Source organism: Streptomyces sp. SM1 (assembly GCF_002910825.1).
Taxonomy (GTDB): Bacteria; Actinomycetota; Actinomycetes; order Streptomycetales; family Streptomycetaceae; genus Streptomyces; species Streptomyces okerensis.
In genome coordinates this window covers 1-26,853 of the sequence record NZ_NEUB01000724.1, presented here as the reverse complement: position 1 = coordinate 26,853, position 26,853 = coordinate 1, and the positions used below count along the sequence as shown (strand labels likewise).

The window sequence follows — 26,853 nt, the reverse complement described above, 5'->3', positions numbered from 1 at the left end:
AGGAACCCGAAGTGCTCAGAACCCTCGGAATCGACCTCGGCACCACCAACTCGGTCGTGGCCTGGCTCAAGGACGGCGAACCGGAAGTGGTGTCCGACACCCCGGAGGGCAGCGGAACTCCCTCGGCCGTGGGCCTCACCGCGGACGCCGGGCTCCTCGTCGGGCAGGAGGCGCTGAACTGGGTGGAGAGGGACGCCACGCGCGTGATCACCACCGTCAAGCGCCTCATGGGGCGTCAGTTCAGGGACGAGAAGGTGCAGCAGGCCCTCGGCCGCATGGGAGACGGCGGTCCCGAGATCACCGAGGGGCCGGACGGCGGCGTTCTGATCCGGCTGGGAGAGTACCGCTACACCCCCGTCCAGATCTCCGCGATCATCCTCCGGCGGCTCAAGCGGAACGCCGAGGACCGCCTCGGTACGGAGTTCGGCCGCGCGGTGATCACGGCCCCGGCCTACTTCGGCGAACGGCAGATCGCCGCCACCCGCGAAGCGGGCAGACTGGCCGGCTTCCACGTCGTCCGGGTGCTGTCGGAGCCCACGTCCGCGGCGCTCGCCCACGGCCTCGGACGCGCGACGGAGGAGGACATCGCAACCGTCCTCGTCTACGACCTGGGAGGCGGCACCTTCGACGTCTCCATCCTCACCCTGATGCCGGGCGTGATGGACGTGCTCGGTGTGGGCGGGGACAACCTGCTCGGCGGTACGGACTTCGACAACAGTCTGGCCGGCCGCCTCCGGGGACTCCTCGATGCACGTCACCCCGGACACGAACCGTGGCCGGGCGATGCCGCGAAGATCCGCAAGGCTGCGGAGCGCGCCAAGATCGACCTGTCGGCGGAGTCCTCGACCGAGGTGATCGTCCCGACGCTCGGCGCTTCCGGCGTGGTCCTCTCGGAGACCGTGGACCGCAAGGAGTTCGAGGCTCTCGTCTCCGACAGGATCGAGGAGACCGTCCGGCTGGTCCTGAGCACCGTGGCCGGGGCCTCGCTGCGCCCGGAGGACATGGACCAGGTTCTCCTGGTGGGCGGCTCGAGTGCCATCCCGCTGGTGCGGGAGCGACTGGCGGAGGTCTTCGGCCGCGAGAAGCTGCGCACGGACGTGGATCCCATGACGTGTGTGGCGCTGGGTGCCGCCGTCCAGTCGGCGCTCGTCGAGGAGCTGGAGTGCCCTGGATGCCGCGCGGCGTGCCCGTTGGACGCCGATGTGTGCCCCGAGTGCGCCGCCCCGCTGGTGGGCGCCCCGACGGTGGAGTGTCCGGCGTGCCACGTACCCGCTCCCGAGGACACGGAGACCTGCCCCGTCTGTGCGTCCGACCTCACCGGGCTCGCGGCGGAACGGCCGGCGCCGTCCCCGGTCGTCTGCAGGGAATGCGCGGAGGAGAACGACCCCGAGGCGCTGGAGTGCGACCTGTGCGGAGCCGCGCTGCGCGACGGCGGCGGTCTGAAGTGTCAGAAGTGCGCACTCGTGAATCACCCGGGTCTTGCCTGGTGCTCCCACTGCAACGCGGAACTGCCCGTCGCGGCACCGTCCGACGTGACGCCCCGCCCCATCGGCGTCCGCACCAGTGACGGCACCTTGGAAATCCTGATCGAGGCGGGCACCCGCTACCCCACGGAGCAGCCTGTCCGGCACGATTTCCAGGTCACCGCCGATCCGGGGGACATGCTGGAGATCGCCCTGCACGAGGGCGACCTTCAGCCCGCCGAGCGCAACGACCTCTGCGGCGTCGCCCTGTACGAGATGACCGAGGGAACCGCGGGCACGAAGGTGCTCACCATCGCCGTGCACCTCGACCAGGACCGTTCGATCCGCGTGGAGACCCGGCTCGACGGAGCCTCGTTCAGCGCGGCCGCCTTCCGGCGCAACCCGATGCCTCCGGAGTTCCGCCGACGGGCACGGGAGGCACACGGCCGGTTCCAGACGTTCCTCGCCGACTGGCGCCACGAGCTCAGGCAGGCGGAGAACGCGGTCCTGGCCGAGACGGCGAACGCGCTGGAGCGGGTCGTCCGCGGCGAGGCACCCGGACGTTCCCTGGACACCCTCCTGGAGGAGGCGGACGTCCTGCTGGAACGTCAGCAGAACATCCGTTCGGCCTCGGCCCTCTCGTACCGCTACCCGGAGCACGTGGCCGACCTGATGCCCCAGGAGGATCTGGAGGCGATGCGGCGTCACCGCACCGCCCTGAGGGTGGCGCGCGAGGCCGCCGACTTCGAGCGCGGGCACAAGATCGCCGATGAGGTGATGAGTATCCGGCGCCGACTCGGTACGGACCTGTTCCGGGTGATGAACGCCTTGAGTTTCGCTTCGCACAACGGAGTGAACGCCGCCCTTCAGCAGCGCATCCAGCAGGCCGGCGACGGACTGACCGAAGCCGTGCACCGAGGGGATCTCGCGGGCGCGGACGCGGCCAAGTCCCGGATCACCGACCTCTATCAGGAGGTGCGCCGGGCGCTGGACGAGTTCAGCACTCCGGAGCGCAAGACCGTGCATCCGCGGAGAACGGCGCGCTGAGCCGGTGTCTACGGGGCGTACTCCGCCCAGACGGTCTTGCCGGGTGCGGAGGGTCGCGGGTCGGTGCCCCAGCGGGTGGCCAGCCGGGCCACCAGGAGCAGTCCCCGGCCCGACTCCGCGTCACCGGGCGCCTCATGGACGGAGGAAGGCGGCACCTGTTCGGTGCGGGTGTCCGTCACTTCGATGCGGAGTACGTCCGGGGTCGCGGTCAGCCGGAGGTGGAAGTCCCGGCCGGGGACGTGGCCGTGCCGCACGGCGTTGGAGGTGAGTTCGGCCGTGATCAGGGTCAGGGTCTCGTTGATGGGGGAGTCGTACGGGTGCCCCCACTGGTCGAGCCGGTGCGAGACGAGACGCCGGGCGAGACGGGCACCGCGCGGGGTGGAGGTGAACTGCATGGCGAACTCGTCTGGGGAGGCCGGGACTTCCGGTGCCTGTGCGGTGGTGGTGTCCGAGGTTCTCATGGCGGCGAGCCTGCCGAAGGCGATGCGGCGCTGACCAGCGGAAACGCCTGTACTGGCTGGGGCTGTACAGGTGGCTGCCAAGTGCGTACACACAGAGGCGAGTTCTCGTACGAGGGAACGTGTGGGCGTTCGGGGGACCAGCCGTTCATCACTGCGCGTAGCGTGAGTCAGTGCGCTGCGTACACGGTTCCGTCCTGTACGGCCGCGTATCAGAACCGTGGGTGATGAGGTGCCGGAGGCGGCGGGCATGGTGGAACAGGACGACGGGGCGAGCTTCCTGCGGTGCTTCGGGCGGCAGATGAGGCTCCTGCGGGAGCGGGCCGGGCTGACGCGGAGGGAGCTGGGGTCCCGGCTCGGTTACGGGGAGGACCAGATCACGTCGGTCGAACTCGGCCGGCGCATCCCCAAACCCGAGCTGATCGACAAGGCGGACGAGGTACTGGACGCCGGGGGCGTCCTGCGGGCGATGAAGGAAGAGGTCGCGCGGGCGCGGTATCCGGCGTTCTTCCGGGATGCGGCGCGGCTGGAGGCCGAGGCGGTCGAGTTGCAGGTGTACGACACCCACATGGTCAACGGCCTCCTTCAGACGGAGGAGTACACGCGTGGGGTGTTGCGCATGCGCCGACCGCTCCTGAAGGAGGAGACGATTGAAGAGCGGGTAGCGGCGCGTCTGGCTCGCCAGGAAATCCTCAACAAGTGGCCGGCTCCCCTGTTCAGTTTCGTCATGGAGGAGTCCGTACTGCTGCGGCGACTCGGCGGAACGTCTGTAGTGCGGGGACAGTTGGAGCAGATCCTTCTGATTGGAGAGAAGCGCAACGTTGAGGTTCAACTCATGCCGCTCGATCGTGAGGACAACGCCGGCGTGGACGGCGGGTTCACGGTGTTCTCCTGTAAGGGAGGCGAGCAGTTCGGCTACACAGAAGCGCAAGGACGTAGCACACTGGTGACTTCTCGCGAAGAGGTCCGCGCACTTGCCGCCCGCTATGGGATCATCCGTGCGCAGGCCCTCACCCCGTGTGAGTCTCTGGCCTACATCGAGAAGTTGCTGAGGGAGCTATGAACGCCCGAGGGATCACGCCCATGGCCCAGGACCTGCGGTGGTTCAAGAGCAGCTACAGCGGTGCCGAGGGCGGCCAGTGCGTGGAAGTGGCCGCTTCGCGGCAGGCCGTCCACATCCGCGACTCAAAGATCGTCACCGGCCCCGCGCTCACTGTGACTCCCGCCGCGTGGACGGCGTTCACCGACTTCGCCGCGTGCCCCGGTGACGAGGTCTGACCCGGTTCGCCCGACACATCTTGTAGCCCGCCCGTGACCACTGCGTCCGCGAGGAAGGGCCAGTCTCCGGATGTGTGGGAACAGTGAACCGAGCCGCTGATAACCTCGCTTTTGTCCGCTCGGGTCGGGACAGTGTGGGGGGAATGGTGCTGCAGCCGCTCAGGGCGGGCGATCCCAGGCGGATCGGCGGCTTCCGGCTGGATGGCCGACTGGGCCAGGGCGCGATGGGCGTGGTGTACCTCGGGTACCGCTCGACCCGCCCCGTGGCCGTCAAGGTCGTCCGGCCGCAGCTCGCGGAGGACGAGTACTTCCGCAGGCGCTTCGCCCTGGAACTGGAGGCGATCCAGCGTGTGGGCGGCTTCCACACCGCCGCCCTGGTCGCCGCCGACCCGCACGCGGACACACCGTGGATCGCCACCCAGTACATACATGCCCCGTCGCTGCTGGAACTGCTGGACCAGCACGGAGCGGTCAGCGAGATCGGCGCGTGGTGGCTGGCCGCCGGACTGGCGGACGCCCTGATGCACATCCACTCCGTGCGGCTGCTGCACCGCGACCTCAAGCCCGCCAACGTCCTGGTCGCGGCGGACGGGGTCCGGGTCATCGACTTCGGCATCAGTCATGTCCACGGTGGCACCGGCCTCACCACGGCGAGCGCGGCGCTCGGAACCCTCGCCTACATGGCACCCGAGCAGGCCAAGGACTCCCGCAGGGCCAGTGAGGCGGCCGACGTCTACAGCCTCGGCGCGACGCTGGTGCACGCCGCGACCGGCCACGTCCCCTTCTACGCGCAGATGCCCGTACAGCGGACGCTGGACATCGAGCCGGACCTGACCGGGCTCCCGACCGCGTTATCCGACCTGGTCACCCGTACCCTGTCCTACGACGTGGAGGACCGGCCGACGGCACAGAGCGTGCTGGAGGAGGCCATGGGCCGCCTGCTCGACTCCGGTGTGCCGACGGACGCGCAGGCCTACCCGCCATTGCCGGAGGCGTTCCTCGCGGGCGTCCTCCAGCACCAGGCGGAGCCGGTACGGGCACCGGCTCCGGAGTCGCTGCCGGACGTCGAACCGGACGACGCCTCGGAGGCGGAGCCCGACGCCGTACCGCTCCTGCGGCCGGCCGTGACCGCACCGGTCGCCGAGCCGGAACCGGAGGTCATGCCGGACCGCTGGGCGGCCCGATGGCGCAGCCGTATCGAGGACCGACGCGGCGACTACGGCGGCTGAGCTCTCGCTCGGAAGTCTTCCCCCGCATCAGCGGGACCCAGTACACCCGGACAACGCAGTAGCAAGCAGTGCAGCAGTCGAAGGAGACCGCCGATGGCCACCGTCGCCGACAACGCCCCGGGCAACGCTTCGGGCGACACATCCGGCGGTACCCGGTTCGCCCCCGGCATGCAGGTCCGGGCCCGCAACGAGGACTGGCTGGTCGTGGAGGTCGCCGAGACCGAGCACGACGGCACCCGCCTGGACGTGCGCGGCATCTCCGCCCTGGTCCGCGACCAGCGGGCGGTCTTCTTCGCCCACGAGGACCTCGACCGGGTGACCCCGCTGCGCCCCGAGGACACCGAGCTCGACCCCGACCCCTCGCCCGAGTGCCGTCGCTCGCGCCTGTTCATCGACGCGCTGATCCGCAAGACCCCGCTGCCCCTGTCCGAGCAGCGCCTCGCCACCGTCGGCACCCACCTGGTCGACGACCTCGCCTACCAGCGCGAGCCCGCCAAGGCGGCCCTGCGCGCCCTGCGCCCCCGGCTGCTGATCGCGGACGCGGTGGGCCTCGGCAAGACCCTCGAGGTCGGTCTGCTGCTGTCCGAGCTGATCCGGCGCGGGCGGGGTGAGCGCATCCTCGTGGTCACGCCGAAGCACATCCTGGAGCAGTTCCAGCACGAGCTGTGGACCCGCTTCGCGATCCCCGTCGTACGGCTCGACTCGGCCGGCATCGAGCGGATCAAGAACGACATTCCGGCCGGCCGTAACCCCTTCTCCTATTACAAGCGGGCGATCATCTCGATCGACACCCTGCGGTCCGACCGCTGGCGCAGCCACCTCATGCAGGTCACCTGGGACGCCGTCGTCATCGACGAGTCGCACAAGCTGATCAACACCGGCACGAAGAACAACCGCCTCGCCCAGCTCCTCGCACCGAAGACCGACGCCCTGATCCTGGCCAGCGCCACCCCGCACAACGGTCAGCGGGAGTCCTTCGGCGAGCTGCTGAGCCTCCTCGACCCGACGGCGATCCCCAACACCAGCGACTACGACGAGACGCAGCTCGATCACCTCTACATCCGGCGGCACAAGATGTCCCCCGACGTCTCCGCCGAGATCGGCCACAAGTGGGCCACCCGCGAGGAACCTATCACCGTCGACTGCACGGCGACCCCGGCCGAGCAGCAGGTCTTCGACGAGCTGTACGACGTCTGGATCCACCCGAAGGACGGCCGTACGGCCCCCGTCACCGGCAAGGGCGCGCGACTCTTCCCCTACACCCTGTTGAAGTCCTTCCTCTCCTCCCACTCGGCGCTCGTCGAAACGGTCACCAACCGGATCAACCGCATCGACGAGAGCAAGCAGGCACAGGAGCGCCAGGCCGAGCGCGACGCCCTGGTCAGCCTCGGCACGCTCGCCGAGGCCATCGACATCGAGGAGTCCGCCAAGTTCCGGGAACTGGTGAAGGTCCTCAAGGAGAAGGTCAAAGTCGGCCCCAAGTCCACTGAACGCGTCGTGATCTTCTCCGAGCGCCGCGCCACGCTCCAGATACTGCAGGACACCCTGCCCTCGGCCCTCGGCTTCACCCCGGGCAAGGGCAAGACCGGCGGCGCCGTCCGCCAGCTCCACGGCGGCCTCTCCGACGACGAGCAGCAGCGCACCGTCAAGGACTTCGGCCTCGCCGACAGCGACGTACGGGTGCTGCTCACCGGCGACATCGCCGCCGAGGGCGTCAACCTGCACCGCCAGTGCCACCAGATGATCCACTACGACCTTCCGTGGTCGCTGATCACCATCGAGCAGCGCAACGGCCGCATCGACCGCTACGGCCAGCAGGACCCCCCGGAGATCCGCGCCCTGCTGCTGCTCACCGACGACGAGGACCCCGACCGCCCCTCGGCCGACCGAGCCGTCTCGCAGCGCCTGCTGGAGCGCGAGGACGAGGTCCACCGCGCGTTCGGTGAGGCCGCCTCCATCCTCGGGCTGCGCGACGAGGACGCCGAGCGGGTCGAGATCGTCGAACGCCTCCTGGCCGGGGACGAGCCCTTCGACACGGTTGTCCCGCCGGCCCCGCTGGACCCCTTCGAGGCATTCCTGGCTGACCACACCCCCGAGAGCGACTCCACGGGATACCAGGTGCCGCAGCTCTTCGCGTCGACCCGCGCCTTCGTCGAGGAGGCCCTGGACGAGGTCTACGACAACCCGGAGCAGCGCATCGGCAAGCACTGGAGCGACGACCACCCCAAGATGATGGTCTTCACCCCGGACCGGGAGCTCCAGCGCCGCCTGCTGGTCCTGCCCAAGTCGTACCTCGACGAGCGGGGCGTCCTGGAGCAGCTCAGGGTCACCTTCGACAAGGAGTTCGGCCAGGACCGCCTGGACCGCGCCCGCGAACGCAGCGGCAACCGCCGCAAGGGTGCGCTCACCAAGCAGCAACGCGCCGAGACGTCCGGCTGGCCCGACGTCAGCTACCTCACGGACCAACACCCGGTGGTGGAGTGGCTGACGGACAAGGTCCTCGTCAAGCTCACCCGCAACACGGCACCCCTCATCACCGCGGACGTCAGCGAGCCGGTGTTCCTCACCCAGGGCATGTACTCCAACGCCAAGGGCCACCCGACGGTACTGGCCTGGACCTGCGTAACGGGCCTGGAGAACGGCACGCCGAAGTTCGACGACGACCTGGTGGGCGTGCTCAGGCGGGCCGGGGTCGAGCCGGGGATGCTCAATCGCCCCTTTACCGGGGACAAGGACGCCTTGCAGGCGTTGGTTCCGGCGGCGGTCCAGGCGACCCGCGAGCACCTGGCGGAACTGCGCGCCGAGCAGGAGACCCCGCTGATCGAACAGCTCGTGGAGTACGAGAAGCGACTGGAAGCCTGGAAGAGGGAGAGCTTCTCGGCCTTCGAACAGCTCAGCTTCAGCGGCATCCGACGCCAGCACGAGGAGAACCGCGTGCAGAAGACCGCGGTGGAGGTCGAGCAGCTCATCGAGCAGCTGGCCACCCAGGGCGAATCCATGGTGCGAGTGATCGGGGTCCTCGCACCGGCCGCCACTTCCGGCGGCGCAGCAGTTCAGCAGCAGAGGGGCGCGTGACACCGTGGCATTCGAAGCGATCACCAACCGCGGTGAGTACATCTCCGCCCACTACCTTGCCGAGCTGTTCGCCCGCGACCTCACCGATCTGCGCAAGCGCTGGACCTCGGCGGACCGGGCCGGCACGCCGTCGTCCCGGTCGGGCGTGAAGAACCTGCGCCGCGAGTACTTCAAGGCCAAGGTCCGCATCACCGAGAACGACGCCGTCGACGGCCCCGAGGTGCGGGACCTCAACGACCGCCTGTTGGCGGCGCTGGCGTACATCGCGCCGAAGAGCGAGGACTCCGAGGAGACTTCGGAACCAGAGGGTTCCACTCACACCCGGCTGCACCGCGGCGACTTCGACGTCATGCAGGGCGACAAGGAGCGGTCGGTGCCGGTGGCGCTGGCCGTTACTAGCCTCAGCGGCGTGGAACTCGTCGCCCTGGACGTCACCTGGGAGGTGGACGGCGAGCTCGTCGTCGCGGAGGTCGAGGACGGCGGCGCCCGCCTGCTCGACCCGATCCAGCTCGACGGCAAGGACCGCGTCACGGGTGCGCACGAGGCCGTCACCTTCCTCTTCGGCTGCGACGACGGCTACGCACCGCGCTACGTCCTGCTGCTCGCGGGTGGCGTCGTCCTGCTCGCCGACCGCACGGCGTGGCACGAGGGCCGGTTCCTCGCGGTGAGCGTGGACGAGGCACTGGACCGCAACCTCAGCGCGGACGGCGAGGAACTGGAAGCGGTGGCCGCGCTCTTCGGCGCCGAGTCGCTGCTCACCGAGGGCGGCGTCGCCGGCTACCTGGACAACCTGGTCGACAAGGGCCGCAAGCACGCGGTCGGCGTGTCCAAGGAACTCCGAGAAGGTCTGCGCCAGTCCGTCGAGCTCATCGCCCAGGAGATCCTGGACCGCATCAAGGACGGCGGTGCGGACCCGGCGGAACTGGGCGACCCCGCCGACCTCGCCAGCCGCCTCACCCGCGAGTCGCTGCGCTACCTCTACCGGATCCTGTTCCTGCTCTACGCGGAGGCCCGCCCCGAACTCGGCATCCTGCCCAGCAAGGACGACGCCTACCAGGACGGCTACGGCCTGGCACGGCTCGGCGAACTGGTCTCCTACGACCTCCCGGAGGAGGCCCAGGACGGCACGCACTTCGCCGAATCCCTGGACCTGCTGTTCCGCCTGGTCGACCAGGGCCACCGTCCCCTGGGCGCGGAGAAGAAGCCCTCCGACGACAACGTCACCGTCCTCGACGCCGACGGCCTGCGCTTCGAGGCGCTGCGCAGCGACCTGTTCAAGGCCGACGCAACCCCGCTGATCGGCACGGTGTCGATCGACGGACAGCGGATCGACACGCGGCTGCGGAACAAGGTGCTGTGGCGAGTCCTCAACCTGTTGATGCTCACGCAGGGCCGCCGCAGTGGACGCGGCAAGGCCGGCGGCGGCACCGGCAAGGGCTTCATCTCCTACGCCCAGCTCGGCATCAACCAGCTGGGCGCGGTGTACGAGGGCCTGATGTCCTACACCGGCTTCTTCGCGTGGGACGACCTGTACGAGGTCGCCAAGCCGGACTCCGACGGGCTGAGCGGCACCTGGGTCGTACCGCTGAAGGACGCGGACAACTACGACGAGGACGTGTTCGTCAAGCGGACGGACGAGCTGACGGGCGCCAAGAAGAGGGTCCTGCACAAGAAGGGCACGTTCGTCTACCGCCTGTCCGGGCGTGAGCGGCAGCGCTCGGCGTCGTACTACACGCCGGAAGTCCTGACCCGGAGCACGGTCAAGCACGCGCTGGCGGAACTGCTGGACCAGGACGGCCAGACGACACCCGCGCGGGACATCCTCGACCTCACGGTGTGCGAGCCTGCCCTGGGCTCCGGCGCGTTCCTCAACGAGGCCATCAACCAGCTCGCGGCGGAGTACCTGCGGCGACGGATGGCCGAACTCGGCGGCGAGCAGCTGCCGCCGGACCGCTACGAGGCGGAACTCCAGAAGGTCAAGGCGTACCTCGCGCTGCACAACTCGTACGGTGTCGACCTCAACCAGACGGCCGTGGAGCTGGCGGAGGTCTCGCTCTGGCTCAACTCGATGCACGAGGGCCTGAAGGCCCCCTGGTTCGGCCTGCACCTGCGGCGCGGCAACTCGCTGATCGGCGCGCGGCGGGCGGTGTACGCGGCGGAGGCCCTGAAGAAGAAGGCCTGGCTGACGACGGTCCCGACGGACCGGCCGCTGCGTGCCGGGGCCGAGGAGGGACAGCTCCAGGCGGGCGAGGAGATCCACCACTTCCTGCTGCCGGCCAAGGGATGGGGCGCGGTCACCGACGCCAAGCAGGCGAAGGAGCTGGCGAAGGACGAGCGCGATGCACTTGCGGAGTGGCGCAAGGCCGTCACCGCGACCCTGTCCGCGGCCCAGGGCAAGCGGCTGCTCGCGCTGGCGACCCGGGTCGAGCGGCTGTGGGAGCTGGCGAAGCGCCGCCTGATCGTGAGTGAGCGGGAGGTACGGCGCCAGATTGACGTCTGGGAGGTCGAACCTGACAAGCCGCTGCCCAAGGCATCGGGGGATGTGACCCGCGAGCAGATCGAAAGCGCCCTCAACGAGCCGGGCTCGCCGCGCGGCCGGCTGAAGCTGGTCATGGACGCCTGGTGCGCCTTGTGGTTCTGGCCGGTGGGCCAGCCTGACACGCCGACGCCGCCAACCATGGAGGAGTGGCTGTCATTCTGCGAGGCGGTGCTGGGGGTTCCTGCTGCCAAGGCCAAGGCTAGGTCGTCCAGTCGTATTGGCGGCGGTGCGGCAGGACTAGACGATGAATTCGGTCTGTTCGCCGATACCGGCGAGTTCGAGAAGCTGGCAATGGATGATGAGTTCGACCGAGTTATGAGCCAGTGCGTGGAATTGCCGTTGGTGACGGCTCAATTCCTATGGCTGAGTGAGGTGGACTCGATCACTCGGAGGGAGGGGTTCTTCCACTGGGAGCTGGAATTTGCTCACCTGTTCGAGCGTGGTGGTTTTGATTTGCAAGTGGGGAATCCGCCTTGGCATAGGCCTACATGGGACGATGACCTCACTCTCGCTGAATATGATCCGTGGTTCGGTCTAGCGGGCACTGCAAGCGAGAAGGTGAAATCGATGCATCGTGATGTAGTCCTAAGGGATTCGTCGAACCTTCGTGGTTACTTGACGGAACTCAATTCATGGGCTGGCGCAAGTGCGCACCTCGGGTCCGCAATCGAGAACCCTGTCTTGGCTGGATTGCAGACAAACTTCTACACTAATTTTGTCTCTCAAGTGTGGCGGAATTTGGGCAGTTCAGGAATTTCTGGCCTCGTTCACCCGGATACGCACTTTACTGATCCGAAGGGTGGCGCACTACGTAGTGCGGCATACCAGAGGCTAAGGCGACATTTCCAGTTTCGAAATGAACTAAAGCTGTTCGAGATCGGCAATACGAGGGATTACGCGATTCATGTCTATGGTGAAGTTAGGGATGTTTCCTTCATTAATTCTTCAGGCCTTCTCCACCCGTCTACTGTTGACGAATCGATCGCGCATAATGGGTTCGGAGAGGAGCCTGGAAGGCAGTTTGAGTCTGGCGGTTGGGATCTTCGGCCGCACCGTAATCGCCTAATTAACGTTGATGGCCTGACTTTGGGTGCATGGGCGGCGCTGGTGGACCCTGAGGGGACGCCGGAAGTGGAGGCCAGGATGCTTCGTACTTTGACGAAGAGGGACAATGAAGCATCGATTGCGCTCTCTTCTTTTCCTCTGCGCCTTGGGGACTATGAATTCTGGTGGACTTCTGCTCTGCATGAAAAAGGGGCGAAGGAGGACGGGATTATTGAGCGCCGAACGGAGACTCCCTCAAGCTGGTCTGATGTAATTCTACAGGGTCCCCATTTTTCAGTTGCAACGCCATTTTCCAAGGAGCCCAATCCGGGGTGCAAGTCGAATAAAGACTACTCGGCTCAATCGCTAGAATCTCTTGCTGTCTCTGTCTTGCCGCGCACGAATTATCAGCGCGCGTGTTCGATCGTCGAATTTGCTGGTGCTCAAGGGGATTGGTCCGGGCGTGCTCCCAGTTCCTACTATCGCGTCGCGTGGCGTCGCATGGTTGACCCAATCACAGAGAGAACCCTCCAGGCTGCGCTCCTTCCTCCTGGACCTACTCATGTAAATACCGTGCATACGATGACTATGTCTACTACCCATCAGACTGCGGTGCTGAGTGGCCTATGGGTTGGGTTGCCATTTGACTACTTGGTGAAAATTTCCGGGAAAGCAGATGTTCAAGGTGAGGCGATTTACAGATTCCCTGCTCCGCTAAATCATCCAGTCGCCACACCGCTTCTCCTTCGTGCTCTTCGCCTCAACTGTCTCACCCGCGACTACGCCCCTATCTGGGAAGAGCTCTTTGAACCTGCATGGCTCACCGACCGCTGGACTGACCGCAATTCTCCCCGCCCGCCGATCCAGGCCGTCGAGCCCTCCTGGTCGATGGCAACCCCCCTCCGCACCGAGTATGACCGCCGCATGGCCCTAGTTGAGATCGATGCGATCGTCGCCGTCATGCTCGGCCTCACCGCCGAGCAGCTCTGCGCGATGTACCGCTCCCAGTTCGCCGTGCTCCGCAAGTACGAGTGGGAGATGTTCTTCGCCCCCGACGGTCACAAGATCGGCGCGGCGACGCACAACGTAGGCATCCGCCAGACCCCGGAGGAGACCGCCTTCGTCAAGGCCTGGGCCAAGGCCGCTCGCGCCGGCGACCCCACCCCCGCCATCCCCGAAGGCTGGGTGAAGCCCAACCGCGAGGCAGAGATGACCCGCGCCCACGCGGACTTCACCGCCCGCCTCCACGCCGGCGAGTACGGCGACTACGCCGCCTACCTCGCCGAGCACCCCCTCACCACGCCCGCGCCCACCCCCGCCCCGGAAGGCAAGTAGTCACCGCCATGCTTCCCTCTCTGGCCGCCGAGGATCTGCGTCGTGCCCTCGCCGCGTACCTGACGACGAGCTTCGCGCTCGCCGACGACGACGTCCGCGAGGAGCTCGAGGCGTTCCTGGAGCGGCCGGAGAGCAGGCTCTTCCGAGGCCCGTACCTCCGTGTCCGTACCCCCTTCCGAGAGGCACCCCCCGGCTGGGAGAAGGCCCTCGACTGGCACCCCGACCTCCGCCCCTACACCCACCAAGCCACCGCCTGGCAACGCCTGTCCAGCAAGTCGGGCCACGCTCCCGAGCCGACGATCGTCACCACCGGCACCGGCTCCGGCAAGACGGAGTCGTTCCTGATCCCGATCCTGGACCACTGCGCCCGCGCCCGAGCCGCCGGAGTGAAGGGCGTCAAGGCACTCCTGCTCTACCCGATGAACGCGCTGGCCGACGACCAGGCCCGCCGTATCGACGACCTGCTCGCCAAGAACCCCGCCCTCTCCTCCGTCACCGCCGGCGTCTACATCGGCGGAACCGCCGGCAACCGACCCCCGGAGGACGAGGACGAGGACGCCCCCGGCTCCTACGCCCGCGAGGCCGGCGCCAGCACGATCACCCCCGCCCGGCTGTCGCCCGACAGCCGCCTGATCACCGACCGCGAGGCGATCCGGGCCAACCCGCCGGACCTCCTCCTTACCAACTACAAGATGCTGGACCTCCTCCTCCAGCGGATCCCGGACGTGCCGCTCTGGAAGGACGGCGGGCTGACCTACGTCGTCCTGGACGAGTTCCACACCTACGACGGCGCCCAGGGCACCGACGTCGCCATGCTGATGCGCCGCCTCGGAGCGGCCACCGGCAAGGCGGAACCGGGCCGCCCGCTCGGCACCATCACCCCCGTCGCCACCTCCGCCACCCTCGGCGGCGGCGCCCCCGCCGACGAGGTCGCCCCGGACGCCGACGGCCCGCAGAAGTCGGACCGTGAACTCCTCCTCGAATTCGCCGAGAAGGTCTTCGGGACGCCCTTCCCCGACACCGCCCTCATCGGCGAGGACCGCCAGTCGCCCGCCGACTTCGTCGCCGAGCCGGACTTCCTCCTCCCCGTCCCCTCACCGGCCGACCTCGCCGCGGTCCCGGACCCCCTCGACGACCCCGCCGCCATCCACCGACTGGCGGAACTCGTCGTCGGCATGGACTTCGCCGACCCCCTCGAACTCGGCAGGAAACTCCGCCAGCACAACCTCATCCGGGCTCTCCTCGACGTCGCCGGCGGCCTCCCCGTCACGGTCCCCGACATCGCCCGGGAGTTCGCCAAGCGCGGCGGCGGCGCGGCCTGGGACGAGGCGGCCCGTACCAATATCGACCGGGTAGCGACCGGCCTCGCCCGACTCCTCGCCCTCGTGTCGACCGCCCGCGCCGAGGACCCCGACACCGGCCGCATCGGCCCGTTCCTGCGCGTAGAGGCGCAGCTCTGGGTGCGCGAGGTACGCCGTGTCATCCGCGCCGCGACGGCGACCCCGCACTTCCGCTGGTTCGACGACGACGGCCCCACCGGAGACACCCAGCCCAACCCGGCCAACCTCGCCATCTACCCCGCCGCCGAGGTGGACAGCACCGCCGACGCCGAAGCGGACAAAAGCCCCGGCGCCGACGCCCCCGCCCCGTTCGTCCGGCCCGTCGGCCCGGCCTACCGCGCCCACCTTCCCGCCGTGTACTGCCGTCACTGCGGACGCTCGGGGTGGGCGGCGCTCTCCACGGACCTGGAGTGGCAGCAGCTCAAGACCAAGCCGCTGGAGATCTACCGGGCCTCCGCCCAGAACAACCGCGCCGTGCGCTGGATGATCCGCGCCAGGCCCGGCGAGCACACCCCCGTCTTCCTGCACGCCGAGGAAGGCGAGCTGCGGACCGTGGCCGGCAGCGAGACCGTGCCCGTGCTCACCGTCTCCGGGCCGGTCCCCGCCGGCGCGGGCGACCGGTGCCCGTCCTGCGACCTCGCCGACGGCATGCGCTTCCTCGGCGCGGGCACCGCCACCCTCGCCTCCGTCACCACCACCCAGCTCTTCTCCGACCGGGGCCTGACCGACGACGAACGCAAGCTGCTCGTCTTCACCGACTCCGTGCAGGACGCCACGCACCGGGCCGCGTTCATCGCCAACCGCAGCTTCGGCTTCACCTTCCGCGGGCTGCTCGCCGAGCAGCTCAAGCCGGGCGTACCCGTCGCCGTGCACGACCTCGCCACCGACGCGGCCGAAGCCGTCGTGACGGCCGCCGAGAAGGGCGAGCGGAGCAAGCTCGCCTCGATCGTCCCGCCCGACCTGCGGGACAACCCGGAGATCCGCACCCTCCTCACCGGCGAGGGGTTCAGCGACGCGGGCGCGTACATGCTGCAGGACCGCATGGTCTTCCAGACCCTGATGGAGTTCGGCCTGCGTTCCCGCCTCGGACGCACCCTCGAACTGACCCGTACCGCCGCCGCCGAGGTGGAACTGCCCGACGCCGCCACCGTCGCCGGGCTGCTGCGGCAGGCCCACCAGCGCCTCCCCGGCCAGATCACGCTCCCCGCCGACGACACCGCGTACCAGATCTACCTGCGCGGGCTCCTCGAGCGGATGCGGCTGCGCGGTGCGCTGTTCCACCCCTGGCTGAAGGAGTACATCGCGCAGGCCGGCGCCCGCCGCTGGCCGATCTGGGGCGGACGGCCCACCGGAATGCCCGCCTTCCCCCGCGGCCTCGCCGCACCGACCTTCCCGATCCTCGGACGCACCGCGGCCTCCGACTTCGACTCCCTCAACCGCGACAACACCTGGTTCGCCGACTGGGGCCACCGGGCCCTCGGCTGCGAACGGCGCGAGGCCCGCGCCGTCGCCGAGCAGGCGATGAAGCTGCTGGCCCAGCGCGAGGTGCTGGCCACCTACCCCGGCGACGGCGGCGCGACCGTCTTCGCGCTCCGGCCGCGCACCATCATGGTGCACAGCCTCGCCACCGACCCGTCGTCACCCGACGCCGACGCCTACGGCGCCGCCGTCAACGACTACGGCGTCCGCTGCGACAGCTGCACCTGGCGCCACACCGTGCCGCCCGGCCGGCGCGACGACTGGCTCGGCACCCCCTGCCTGCGCTTCCAGTGCACCGGTACCTTCACCACCGACGACCGCGACTACCGCGACGACTACTACCGCCGCCTCTACACCGTCGACCGCCCCGGAGACGTCCTCACCGCCGAGCACACGGGCGCCCTGAGCCGGGCCCGCCGCGAGGAGGTCGAGCAGGCCTTCAAGCTGCGCCGCGCGCCCTTCGACCCGAACGTGCTGACCTGTACGCCCACCCTCGAACTCGGCATCGACATCGGCGACCTGTCCGCCGTACTGCTGGCCTCCCTGCCGCCCGCGCCCGCCAACTACGCGCAGCGCATCGGCCGCGCCGGACGCAGCACCGGCAACTCGCTCACCGTCACCTTCGTACCGCGCGGCGCCCGCAACCAGTACTACCTGCACGCACCCGAGCAGATGCTCGCCGGGCGGATCATCCCGCCGGACTGCTACCTCGACGCCTCCGAGATCCTGCACCGCCAGTACCTGGCGTACCTGCTGGACCGGGCCGCCGACCGCAGCCTCTGGCAGGGGACGGCGATGCCCGAGGAGCCCATGCCGCACCGCATCGGTGCGCTCTTCACCCGAGGGCTGGCCGCGGACGGCTGGTTCCGCCGCTTCCTGGACGTCGCCCAGGCCCGCCACGCCGAACTCGCCTCCTCCTTCATCGCACTCTTCCCCGCCATGTCGCCGGAGGCCCAGCAGGGGCTGCGGCAGTTCGCCGGACTGAAGCTGGAGGAGTCGGTGGGCAAGGCCGCCACCGCCTGGCGCAAGCGCCTGGAGGCGCTGCGCTCCCGCTCCCGGCAGATCGGCCGCGCCTTCGACGCCCTGTCCACCGCCTCCGGCGACCGCGAACGCGACGAACAGCGCCGCCAGCTCTACGCGGAGCGCAGGTCCGTCAACAAGCGCCGGGACGCCCTGGTCGGCGAGAACTCGGTCAACGCCATGGTCCGGCTCGGCCTGCTGCCCAACTACACGCTGCACGACGACGCCACGCTCCTGGACGCGACCCTGTGGTGGAAGGACGCCGACGGCGAGTTCCAGGAGAAACTGACCGAGTACGGGCGCGGCTCGCGCACCGGCCTGCTGGAGCTCGCGCCCGGCAACACCTTCCACAGCGACGGCTACAAGTACATCGTCAACGGCGTCGACCTGGGCGCCGGCGAGGGCGACACCGCCTACGCCCAGTGGCGTCTCTGCCCCGAGTGCGGCTACGTCGCCACCGCCGAGAGCGGCCCCGACCTGACCGCCTGCCCCCGCTGCCGGGCCGCGCAGATCGGCGACCCGGGCGCGCTGCACACCGTCCTCGTGCCCGAGCGTGTCACCGCCCGCGAACGCCGCGAGGACGCACGGCTCACCGACGAGCGCGACGAGCGCGAACGGCGCCGGTTCGCCGACCTCACACTGGTCGACATCGACCCGGACCAGCCCCAGGGGCTGCGGGCCTGGAAGCGGAAGGGGGACCTGCCGTTCGGTGTCGAGTTCGCGCGCGAGGCCACCATCCGCACCCTCAACCTCGGACCGGCCGCCCTCGCGGGCCCCGAGCACCAGATCGCCGGGGAGCAGGTCCAGGTCCCCGGCTTCGAGACCTGCCTGGAATGCGGGGCCGTACGCGGCGCGCACCCGCAGGCATGGGACCGCAGCGCCCAGCGGATCGGCACCCGGCACGCGTACTGGTGCGGCCACAAGGACGACGGGATCGACGCCGAACCGGTGCGGCGGCTCGTCCTCGCACACGAGCTGACGACCCAGGCGCTGCGGATCCTGCTGCCCTTCTCCACCCTGCACCTGGAGACCCGGCTGGTGTCCTTCAAGGCGGCGCTGCTGCTGGGCATCACCAAGCACTTCGGCGGCGCCCCCGACCACTTGCGGGTCGTCACGGCCACCATGCCGGGCGGCACGCAGGAGCTGCGCCGCCGGTTCCTCGTCCTGCACGACTCCATGCCGGGCGGCACGGGCTACCTGGAACACCTCGCCGACCGCACCGTGCTGCACCGGGTGCTGACCCTCGCCCAGACCGCGCTGCGGGACTGCCCCTGCGGCAAGGAGAACATCCGCACCCCCTGCCACCGGTGCCTGCTGCCGCACGTCAGAAGCGACGAACACCCCCACGCCTCGCTGCGCGTCGCCCGGGAACTCCTCGACGAGATCCTCACCGACTGGGACACCGAGGACGTCGACACCCTGTCCGGCGTGCGCATCGACCAGCTCGCCGACAGCGAACTGGAGGCACAGTTCGTCCGCACCCTCGTCGAGTGGGGCAGCCGCCCGCAGGAGACCGGCACGGTGACGCCCCGCGCCGGCGAACGCGGCATGGAGTACGAGCTGCGCTTCACCCGGCCCGACGGCGGCACCACCCGCTGGCTCTTCCAGGACCACGTACGCCAGCTGACCTCCGCGCCCAGCGAGCCGGACTACCTGCTGACCCGGATCGACGGGCCCTCCACCCGTATCGCCGTCTTCCTCGACGGCTACGCGTACCACGCCAGCGCCGGCATCAACCGGATCGCCGACGACGCGGCCAAGCGCGAGGCGCTGCGCGCCGACGGCACACAGGTGTGGCAGTTCACCCACGCCGACGTCATGGCCTGGAAGGCGGCCGTGGAGGGAACCTCGGCCGACCGCGAGGTGCGCACGCCCGCGGAACCGCTCCTCGGCGACCACGCGCTGCGGACGGCCCGGCAGATCCACCAGTCCCTGACCGGCGGCGCACGTCCGGAGGACACCCTGGACCCGGTGCTGCGCAATCCGATCGAAACCCTGCTGGCGGTACTGGCCGATCCGGACGCGGAGAAGTGGGCCCGCAAGGCCGCCGCCCTGATCGGCGGCTTCGCCGGGGGCGGGGCGTCGCGGCAGCCGGTCGACCGGCAGGCCGTGGGCGAGCGACTGCCGCGGATACTGGCCGGCGACCCCCTGCCCACCGCAGTGGGCCGGCCGGCCGCCGACGCCATGGCACTGGACGCCCGCACACCGGGCGGGCTGCGCGTCATCGGCCTGCTCGACCGGAGGGCCGAGCCCTCCACCGGACAGCCCGGCATGTCCGCCTGGTCCGCCTTCACCGTCCTCGACGACCGTGACGAGGCCGTCGCCGAGCCCGCCCACCGCCGGCGGTGGGCCGACTGGCTGCGCTGGTCCAACCTGCTGCAACTGCTGACGGGCACCCACGGTCCCGCCCTGCCGCGCTCGTTCCACCAGGTGGCCGCGTCCACGGCCGGACAGGTGGACGCGCACGCGGTCGCCCTCCTCGCGGGCGCGCTGCCGACCACGAGCGGCGTGCCCGAGCAACTGCCGCAGCCCTGGGCGGAAGCGGTCGAGTGGGCCGCGCCCCAGGTCGAGGAACTGCTGTTCGCCCTCGTCAAGGAAGCCCACACGCGCCGCTACGGCGCGCCGGAGGTCGGCTTCGAGCTCGACGAACGGCTGTCGGAGCAGGCGGAACTCGCCTGGCCCGACGCCAGGGTGGCCGTCTTCCTCGACACGAACGAGGACCGGGACGCGGCGTTCGCGGCGGCCGGCTGGCACGTCGCCCACGCCGAAACTGTTGATGTGGCCGAGCTGGCCGAGCGTTTGGAGAACCGCTGATGTCCAAGGCCCAGGTCGTCATGGCAGACGTCTTCGGCAAGTACTACGACGCCCTGGACGGAGCCGTCCAGGCGCAGGTGCTGCAGTTCATCATGAAGATGCAGCGCGACCCGGACGCCAACGGACTCAACCTCAAGCCGCCGAAGGGCGGCCGGGACAAGCGGGTCCGCACGGCCAGGATCAACGACAACTTCCGGGCCGTGCTGATGCACTACGCCGACCGGATCTACTACCTGGTCGCGGTACTGCCGCACGACGACGCCTACACCCTCGCCTCCCACATCATCTTCGACATCAACAAGGTCACCGGCGGTGTCGAACTGATCAACCTGGCGAGTGTCGAGGGCACCCTCAGCGGACAGCCCGCCAAGGCCTCCGCACGGCAGGCCGAGCCGTCGGTCTTCGCCGAGGTCTCCGACGCGGACTTCGACCGGCTCGGCGTCCACCCCTCGGTCGTCCCCGCCCTGCGGGAGATCCGCAGCGTCGACGCCATCCTCGGCTTCGTCGAGCACCTGCCGAAACTCGCCCGGGACGTCATCCTCTGCCTCGCCGACGGCATGACCGTCGAGCAGGTCTGGGAACAGGTCAGCTCGGTGGCCGCCACCAGCGACACCGTCGACCCGGAGGACTACGAGGCCGCCAACGAACGCCCCGCGACCAAGGAGTCGTTCGTCATCACCGGCGACGTCGCCGAGTTCAAGCAGATCATGTCCGAGCCGCTGTCGGCCTGGCGGATCTTCCTGCACCCGGCACAGCGCGCCCTGGCCGAGCGCAAGACCCCCAACAAGGGCTCGGTGCGCGTCACCGGCGGCCCCGGCACGGGCAAGACCGTCGTGGCCCTCCACCGGGTCAGGGCCCTGGCCGAACGGATGCCGCCGGGCCAGGCGATCCTGCTCACCACCTACACCACCACCCTCGCCGAACTGCTGCGCTCCCTGCTGGAGGACCTCGGCGGCGCACAGCTCACGGCGAAGGTCGACGTCCGCAACATCGACAAGGTCTCCTACGGCATAGCCAAGGACATCTTCGGCACCAAGACCCCGAAGCCGCTCGGTGACGACGAGATCCGCACGCGCTGGGAGGAAGTCGCCGACGAGCCGCAGTCACACCGCTGGGACGCACGCTTCCTCGAGGCGGAGTGGAAGCAGGTCGTCCTGGCCCAGGACGTACGCAGCCGCGACGCGTACTTCGCCGCCGGCCGGGCCGGCCGCGGCAGACGCCTCAACCGCCCCGAACGCGCCCAGGTGTGGGGGCTGATCGAAGCCTTCGAACACCGGCTGGACGCGGCCGGCGAGGTCGGCGTCACCCAGCTCGCCGCCCAGGCCGCCCGGATCGCCTCCGGCTGGAACGACGAGACGCGCCCGTACCGGCACATCGTCGTGGACGAGGCCCAGGACCTGCACGCCGCGCACTGGAAGCTGCTGCGGGCACTGGTCCCGGACGGCGAGGACGACCTGTTCATCGTCGGCGACGCCCACCAGAGGATCTACGGCAACCAGACCCCGCTGAGCGCCCACGGCATCAACGTGCGAGGCGGACGCTCCAAGCGGCTCACCCTGAACTACCGCACCACCCGGCAGATCCTCGGCACCTCCCTGAGCCTGCTGGGCGACGCGAAGTTCGACGACCTCGACGACTCGACCGAGGACCTGGCGGGCTACCGGTCCGTCCTCGGGGGAGCCAGGCCGGAGTTCGTCGAGTACCCCTCCACGGCCGCCGAGCTCGCCGGCCTGATCACCCGGATCAAGGGCTGGCTGGGAGAAGGGCTGAAGGAGGACGAGATCGTCGTCACCGCCCGGACCAACAAGCTCGTCAAGGCGGCGGTGGAAGCGCTGAACGGCGCGGGCATCAAGGCCGTCCAGGTGATGTCACGGCAGACCCCGGAGATCGGTGCCGGAGTGCACGTGATGACGATGCACCGGATCAAGGGGCTGGAGTACCGCGCGGTCGCGATCATCGGCGTCGGCGCGGACCACGTTCCCCAGCCCGGTGCCATGACCCCCGCGTCCGAGGACCGTCTGCAGCACCAGCGTGACCTGCAGCGCGAACGCTCCCTGCTGTTCGTCGCCGCCACCAGGGCCCGCGAACAGCTCGCCATCACCTGGGCGGGCCCACGCAGCCCGTTCCTGGAGGGTGGTCACTGACCTGGGGTGTTTTGTCGGAGCAGCACGTTACAGTCGCCGCGGAGCCGGCCGCTGTTCGGCTCCCACCTCTGAACGGGATGCGGGCGGACGAGATATGTACCTCAAGAATCTGCGCCTACGGAACATCAGGTCGTTCCACGGTGCACGCACAGTCGACCTCGACCTGACCCGGCCCGACGGCTCGTACGCCGGCTGGACGGTGCTGGCCGGCCGTAACGGCTCGGGGAAGACGACGCTGCTGCGCGCACTCGCTCTAGCGGTCAGCGGGCCGGGGGTCGCCCGAAGTCTCGTTCCCGGGTTCGAGACCTGGGTCGCCCGGGACGAGAGGGTGGCGAAGGCGGAGGTGTGCCTGGTCCACGACGCCGAGGACGATGAGTTCACGGCGGGAAGGCGCCCGGCCCTGCCCATCTGGGCCGGGCTGCGGTGGACCGCCTCCAACGAGGGGTCGCTCTCCGGCAAGCCGGGCTCCAGCAGGTCCGGCCAGCCGTCGCTGATGCCCATCGGCTACCAGAAGGCGCGCCCCGTCGCCCTGCGCGGCCCGTGGGCCGACAACCCCGTGGGATGGTTCTGCGCGGGGTACGGCCCCTTCCGCAGACTGGCGGGCGGTTCCAGCGACATCCAGCGGCTGATGTCCACCTCGGGTCCTGTCGCCCGGCTGACCAGCCTCTTCCACGAGGACGCCTCCCTGGCCGAGGGGGTGAGCTGGCTCATCGAGCAGCATCTGCGCGCCTTCGAGGACCGCGAGGGTGCCCGGGACCTCAAGGCCGCCGCGCTGGCCATCCTCGGTGACAGTCTCCTCCCCGACGACTACCGCATCGACAGCGTCGACTCCGAAGGCCTGTGGGTCAGGAACGGGAACCACAAGTTCCCGCTGCGGGAGATGAGCGACGGTTACCGGACGGTGGCCGCCCTGGTCGTGGACATCCTCAAGCAGATCCACGACGCCTACGGCGAACTCCTCCTCGACACGACCGACGGTGTCCCGAACGTGCCGAGTTCGGGCGTCGTCATCATCGACGAGATCGACGCCCATCTGCACGTCTCCTGGCAGAAGCGGATCGGCGGCTGGCTGAAGGCCCACTTCCCGAACATCCAGTTCATCGTCACCACGCACAGCCCGTACATCTGCCAGGCGGCCGACCCGGGCGGCCTGATCCGGCTCCCGGGCCCGGACGAGGACAGCCCGGTGGAAGTCGTGCCCGAGCACCTCTACGACCGCATCATCTTCGGCAGCGGGGACGACGCCGTGCTCTCCGACCTGTTCGGGCTCGACACCCCGTACTCGGAGAAGGCCGAGCAGAAGCGGGACGAGCTCATCGCCCTGGAACTGGACGTGGTGCGCGGCCGTGCCAACGAGGAGGAGAAGGCCCACTACCGGGCCCTGAAGCGCAAACTGACCAGTTCCCCGGCGACCCGCGTCGACGAGATCACGGTCCGGCGCCACTCGGGCCGCACCCGGGGTGATTCGTGATCCGCATCACCCGAGGGGCCCTCCCGCGGCAGACCCTGACGGCCATGGCCGGTCACACGGACGACATCGGGCAGGCACCCGTCCCACGGCAGCGGGCGAAGCAGTTATGGAAGCACACGACTGTACGGAGGCACGTACACCCGGCCCTGCGTACAGCCCTGGCGGAGATGGCGCCCGGCCTGGAACGCTGCATGTACTGCGGAGACAACCAGGGCACGGACATCGACCACTTCGAGCCCGTCCGCGAGAATCCGTTACGGACCTTCGACTGGAGCAACCACCTCCTGGCGTGCTCCCTGTGCAACAGCCACTTGAAGCGTGATGTCTACCCGCTGGCCGCCGACGGCACGCCCCTGCTCATCGACCCGAGCAGCGAGGACCCTGCGGTACACCTGCACCTCTCGCTCGGTACCGGCGTGTACGTGCACCTCACGGACAAGGGTAAGGAGACGATCAAGGTTTTCGGCCTCAACCGGGGCATCCTCGTCCGAGGGCGGCTCAACGCCTACCGGATCACCCCGCTCCTGCTGAGGGAATGGCGCGTCGCCGTCGACAAGGGTGACCTGGAGGACGCCGCGGACTGCGCGGTCACCATCTGGGAACAGCCGACCGCCGACGTCGTCCACGCCATGTTCCACCAGGCGCTCGCCCCCGGTGCCGAAGACATCTTCGCGGAGGAGTCCGAAGCCCTCGACCTGCTGCGTGACCCGGACGTTCGTACTGCTCTTCTGCCTGGGATCTGACCCGGCCTGGTTCGTGTCCACCTGCGGCAAAGCCGCCGGCTTGACGGGAAAATATCGAAGGGCCCTTGGTGACCAAGAGCCCTTCGAAGACCTCACTGGTGTCCGAGGGGGGACTTGAACCCCCACGCCCGATAAAGGGCACTAGCACCTCAAGCTAGCGCGTCTGCCATTCCGCCACCCGGACAAGGTGTCTGTCGCGCGGGTTTCCCCCTGCGGCGACGACGTAAACATTACCAGGTGTTCCGGGGTGGCCGATCACCCCGCCCCGCCGCGTCCTGGCGTGAACGGCGCGTGACGGGCCGGGCCGGGGCTTGGGGTGGGCCCGCGGGGGAGGGAGGATGAGGACGACCCACCAGCGCGAACACCAGCAGGGACACCAGCAGCGGGAGGAAGCACGTGAGTGAGACGGACACGGCCAAGGGCGTCACCGGTGAGGACGAGGTCGTGGACCTCTGCCGCGAGCTGATCCGGATCGACACCAGCAACTACGGCGACCACTCGGGCCCCGGCGAGCGCAAGGCGGCGGAGTACGTCGCCGAGAAGCTCGCCGAGGTGGGCCTGGAACCGCAGATCTTCGAGTCGCACCCGGGACGCGCTTCCACGGTGGCCCGGATCGAGGGCGAGGACCCGTCCCGGCCCGCGCTGCTCATCCACGGCCACACCGACGTCGTGCCGGCCAACGCGGACGACTGGACCCACCACCCCTTCTCCGGGGAGGTCGCCGACGGCTGCGTGTGGGGACGCGGCGCCGTCGACATGAAGGACATGGACGCCATGACCCTCGCGGTCGTGCGCGACCGGATGCGCAGCGGACGCAAGCCCCCGCGCGACATCGTCCTCGCCTTCCTCGCGGACGAGGAGGCCGGCGGCACCTACGGCGCCAAGCACCTGGTGCGCGAGCATCCCGGGCTGTTCGAGGGCGTCACCGAGGCGATCGGCGAGGTCGGCGGGTTCTCCTTCACCGTCAACGAGAAGCTGCGCCTCTACCTCGTCGAGACCGCCGAGAAGGGCATGCACTGGATGCGGCTCACCGTCGACGGCACCGCGGGCCACGGCTCGATGACCAACGACGACAACGCCATCACCGAACTGTGCGAGGCCGTCGCCCGCCTCGGCCGGCACAAGTGGCCGGTCAGGGTCACCAAGACGGTACGGGCGTTCCTGGACGAGCTCTCCGACGCGCTCGGTACCGAGCTCGACCCGGAGAACATGGAGGAGACCCTCGCCAAGCTCGGCGGCATCGCCCGGATGATCGGCACCACGCTGCGCAACTCGGCGGCGCCCACCCAGCTCGGAGCCGGCTACAAGGTCAACGTCATCCCCGGCCAGGCCACCGCGCACGTCGACGGGCGCTTCCTGCCCGGCCACGAGGAGGAGTTCCTCGCCGACCTCGACCGCATCCTCGGCCCGCGCGTGCGGCGCGAGGACGTGCACGCCGACAAGGCGCTGGAGACCGACTTCGACGGCCGGCTCGTCGACGCCATGCAGACCGCGCTGAGCGCCGAGGACCCGATCGCCAGGGCGGTGCCGTACATGCTCTCCGGCGGTACCGACGCCAAGTCCTTCGACGACCTCGGCATCCGCTGCTTCGGCTTCGCGCCGCTGAAGCTGCCCCCGGAGCTGGACTTCGCGGGGATGTTCCACGGGGTCGACGAGCGGGTCCCGGTGGACGGCCTGAAGTTCGGCGTGCGGGTGCTCGACCGCTTCCTGGACGCGTCCTGAGCCGGTAAGCCGATGAACCCGATAATCGTGCAGGCGTGCAGAGTTGACCGGGAAGAGTGAATGCGACGATAAGCTCGTAGCCTCATTACTCCCTCCTCGTTACCCGTGATGTGATCCGCGACTTTGGATCGCTTTGCCAACAAGGAGGAACAATGCTCAAGAAGGTCGTCGCCGTCGCCGCTGCCACGGGTGGTCTGGTTCTCGCGGGCGCGGGCATGGCCGCCGCCGACTCGGGTGCCCAGGGTGCCGCCGTGCACTCCCCGGGTGTCATTTCCGGCAACGTCATCCAGGCCCCGATCCACGTTCCGGTGAACGTCTGCGGCAACACGGTCTCCGTGATCGGTCTGCTGAACCCCGCCTTCGGCAACACCTGCGTCAACGCCTGACGTTGTGCCTCGCCCTCTGGGGCGTGCCCGCTGAGGGCTCGAGCCCGTCGGCCCCGGAGCGCGTGCCATGCGCTCCGGGGCCGACCGGTCTCCCGGAAACGTCAGAAGACCGGGAAGCAGAGCGTGACGCCACTTCCCGGCACCAGGTCGAAGGCAGGGATTTCAGCAATGCGACAGGTCACCCGCAAGGGCCTGATGACGATGGCGGCCGCCACGGGTGTGCTCGCCGCGGGCGCGGCCGCCGCCCACGCCGACTCCGGCGCGAC

Annotated in this window: 13 protein-coding genes and 1 tRNA gene; 12 read left to right on the top strand and 2 right to left on the bottom strand. The window is 69.3% G+C overall.

The genetic code is table 11. The features are described from left to right. The first annotated feature begins 11 nt into the window (after positions 1 to 11). Complete coding sequence (locus B9S61_RS20890) at positions 12 to 2,510, top strand: Hsp70 family protein (protein ID WP_103543622.1); 2,499 nt, start codon at positions 12 to 14, stop codon at positions 2,508 to 2,510. Positions 2,511 to 2,518: 8 nt separating this feature from the next. Here the strand turns inward: B9S61_RS20890 and B9S61_RS20885 are convergent, their stop codons facing one another. Further along, entirely contained in the window at positions 2,519 to 2,971 is a 453-nt protein-coding gene (locus B9S61_RS20885; RefSeq protein ID WP_258039767.1) for an ATP-binding protein, read from the bottom strand. Positions 2,972 to 3,218: 247 nt separating this feature from the next. Here B9S61_RS20885 and B9S61_RS20880 point away from each other — a divergent pair, with 247 nt between their 5' ends. The 9 genes from B9S61_RS20880 (at position 3,219) to B9S61_RS20840 (ending at position 24,479) form a co-directional block, all read left to right on the top strand. Then, entirely contained in the window at positions 3,219 to 4,031 is an 813-nt protein-coding gene (locus B9S61_RS20880; protein ID WP_103543636.1) for a helix-turn-helix transcriptional regulator, read from the top strand. Beyond that, complete coding sequence (locus B9S61_RS20875; protein ID WP_258039766.1) at positions 4,028 to 4,246, top strand: DUF397 domain-containing protein; 219 nt, start codon at positions 4,028 to 4,030, stop codon at positions 4,244 to 4,246. The genes B9S61_RS20880 and B9S61_RS20875 overlap by 4 nt, the downstream gene beginning before the upstream one ends. Positions 4,247 to 4,389: 143 nt before the next feature. Then, positions 4,390 to 5,475, top strand: coding sequence for a serine/threonine-protein kinase (locus B9S61_RS20870; RefSeq protein WP_258039765.1), 1,086 nt, complete (start codon positions 4,390 to 4,392; stop codon positions 5,473 to 5,475). A 93-nt stretch (positions 5,476 to 5,568) separates the two neighbouring features. After that, positions 5,569 to 8,550, top strand: a complete 2,982-nt coding sequence (locus B9S61_RS20865) for a DEAD/DEAH box helicase (RefSeq protein ID WP_103543618.1) — start codon at positions 5,569 to 5,571, stop codon at positions 8,548 to 8,550. 4 nt (positions 8,551 to 8,554) lie between these two features. Further along, positions 8,555 to 13,468, top strand: a complete 4,914-nt coding sequence (locus B9S61_RS20860) for an Eco57I restriction-modification methylase domain-containing protein (protein ID WP_103543617.1) — start codon at positions 8,555 to 8,557, stop codon at positions 13,466 to 13,468. Positions 13,469 to 13,476: 8 nt separating this feature from the next. Then, entirely contained in the window at positions 13,477 to 20,121 is a 6,645-nt protein-coding gene (locus B9S61_RS20855; RefSeq protein ID WP_103543616.1) for a DEAD/DEAH box helicase, read from the top strand. Further along, positions 20,121 to 22,265: a UvrD-helicase domain-containing protein gene (locus B9S61_RS20850; RefSeq protein ID WP_103543615.1), complete on the top strand. Its 2,145-nt coding sequence runs from the start codon at positions 20,121 to 20,123 to the stop codon at positions 22,263 to 22,265. Before B9S61_RS20855 ends, B9S61_RS20850 begins: the two co-directional genes overlap by 1 nt. A 94-nt stretch (positions 22,266 to 22,359) precedes the next feature. After that, a complete protein-coding gene (locus tag B9S61_RS20845; RefSeq protein ID WP_103543614.1) occupies positions 22,360 to 23,736 on the top strand; it encodes an AAA family ATPase in 1,377 nt (458 codons plus the stop codon). Positions 23,737 to 23,780: 44 nt separating this feature from the next. Continuing rightward, complete coding sequence (locus tag B9S61_RS20840; RefSeq protein ID WP_258039764.1) at positions 23,781 to 24,479, top strand: HNH endonuclease; 699 nt, start codon at positions 23,781 to 23,783, stop codon at positions 24,477 to 24,479. A 96-nt stretch (positions 24,480 to 24,575) separates the two neighbouring features. Here B9S61_RS20840 and B9S61_RS20835 read toward each other — a convergent pair. After that, positions 24,576 to 24,663 (bottom strand) — tRNA-Leu (locus B9S61_RS20835). Between the two features lie 212 nt (positions 24,664 to 24,875). Here B9S61_RS20835 and B9S61_RS20830 point away from each other — a divergent pair. Together B9S61_RS20830 and chpH are read left to right on the top strand one after the other, a co-directional pair. After that, positions 24,876 to 26,201, top strand: coding sequence for a M20/M25/M40 family metallo-hydrolase (locus tag B9S61_RS20830; RefSeq protein WP_103543613.1), 1,326 nt, complete (start codon positions 24,876 to 24,878; stop codon positions 26,199 to 26,201). A 152-nt stretch (positions 26,202 to 26,353) separates the two neighbouring features. Further along, complete coding sequence (gene chpH / locus B9S61_RS20825; protein ID WP_103543612.1) at positions 26,354 to 26,587, top strand: chaplin ChpH; 234 nt, start codon at positions 26,354 to 26,356, stop codon at positions 26,585 to 26,587. The last annotated feature ends 266 nt before the right edge of the window (positions 26,588 to 26,853 follow it).

Coding starts and splice junctions, on each gene's coding strand:
- B9S61_RS20885 (WP_258039767.1), bottom strand. CDS start 2,971: ATGAGAACCTCGGACACCACCACCGCACAGGCACCGGAAGTCCCGGCC.
- B9S61_RS20880 (WP_103543636.1), top strand. CDS start 3,219: ATGGTGGAACAGGACGACGGGGCGAGCTTCCTGCGGTGCTTCGGGCGG.
- B9S61_RS20875 (WP_258039766.1), top strand. CDS start 4,028: ATGAACGCCCGAGGGATCACGCCCATGGCCCAGGACCTGCGGTGGTTC.
- B9S61_RS20870 (WP_258039765.1), top strand. CDS start 4,390: ATGGTGCTGCAGCCGCTCAGGGCGGGCGATCCCAGGCGGATCGGCGGC.
- B9S61_RS20865 (WP_103543618.1), top strand. CDS start 5,569: ATGGCCACCGTCGCCGACAACGCCCCGGGCAACGCTTCGGGCGACACA.
- B9S61_RS20855 (WP_103543616.1), top strand. CDS start 13,477: ATGCTTCCCTCTCTGGCCGCCGAGGATCTGCGTCGTGCCCTCGCCGCG.
- B9S61_RS20850 (WP_103543615.1), top strand. CDS start 20,121: ATGTCCAAGGCCCAGGTCGTCATGGCAGACGTCTTCGGCAAGTACTAC.
- B9S61_RS20845 (WP_103543614.1), top strand. CDS start 22,360: ATGTACCTCAAGAATCTGCGCCTACGGAACATCAGGTCGTTCCACGGT.
- B9S61_RS20840 (WP_258039764.1), top strand. CDS start 23,781: ATGGCCGGTCACACGGACGACATCGGGCAGGCACCCGTCCCACGGCAG.
- chpH (WP_103543612.1), top strand. CDS start 26,354: ATGCTCAAGAAGGTCGTCGCCGTCGCCGCTGCCACGGGTGGTCTGGTT.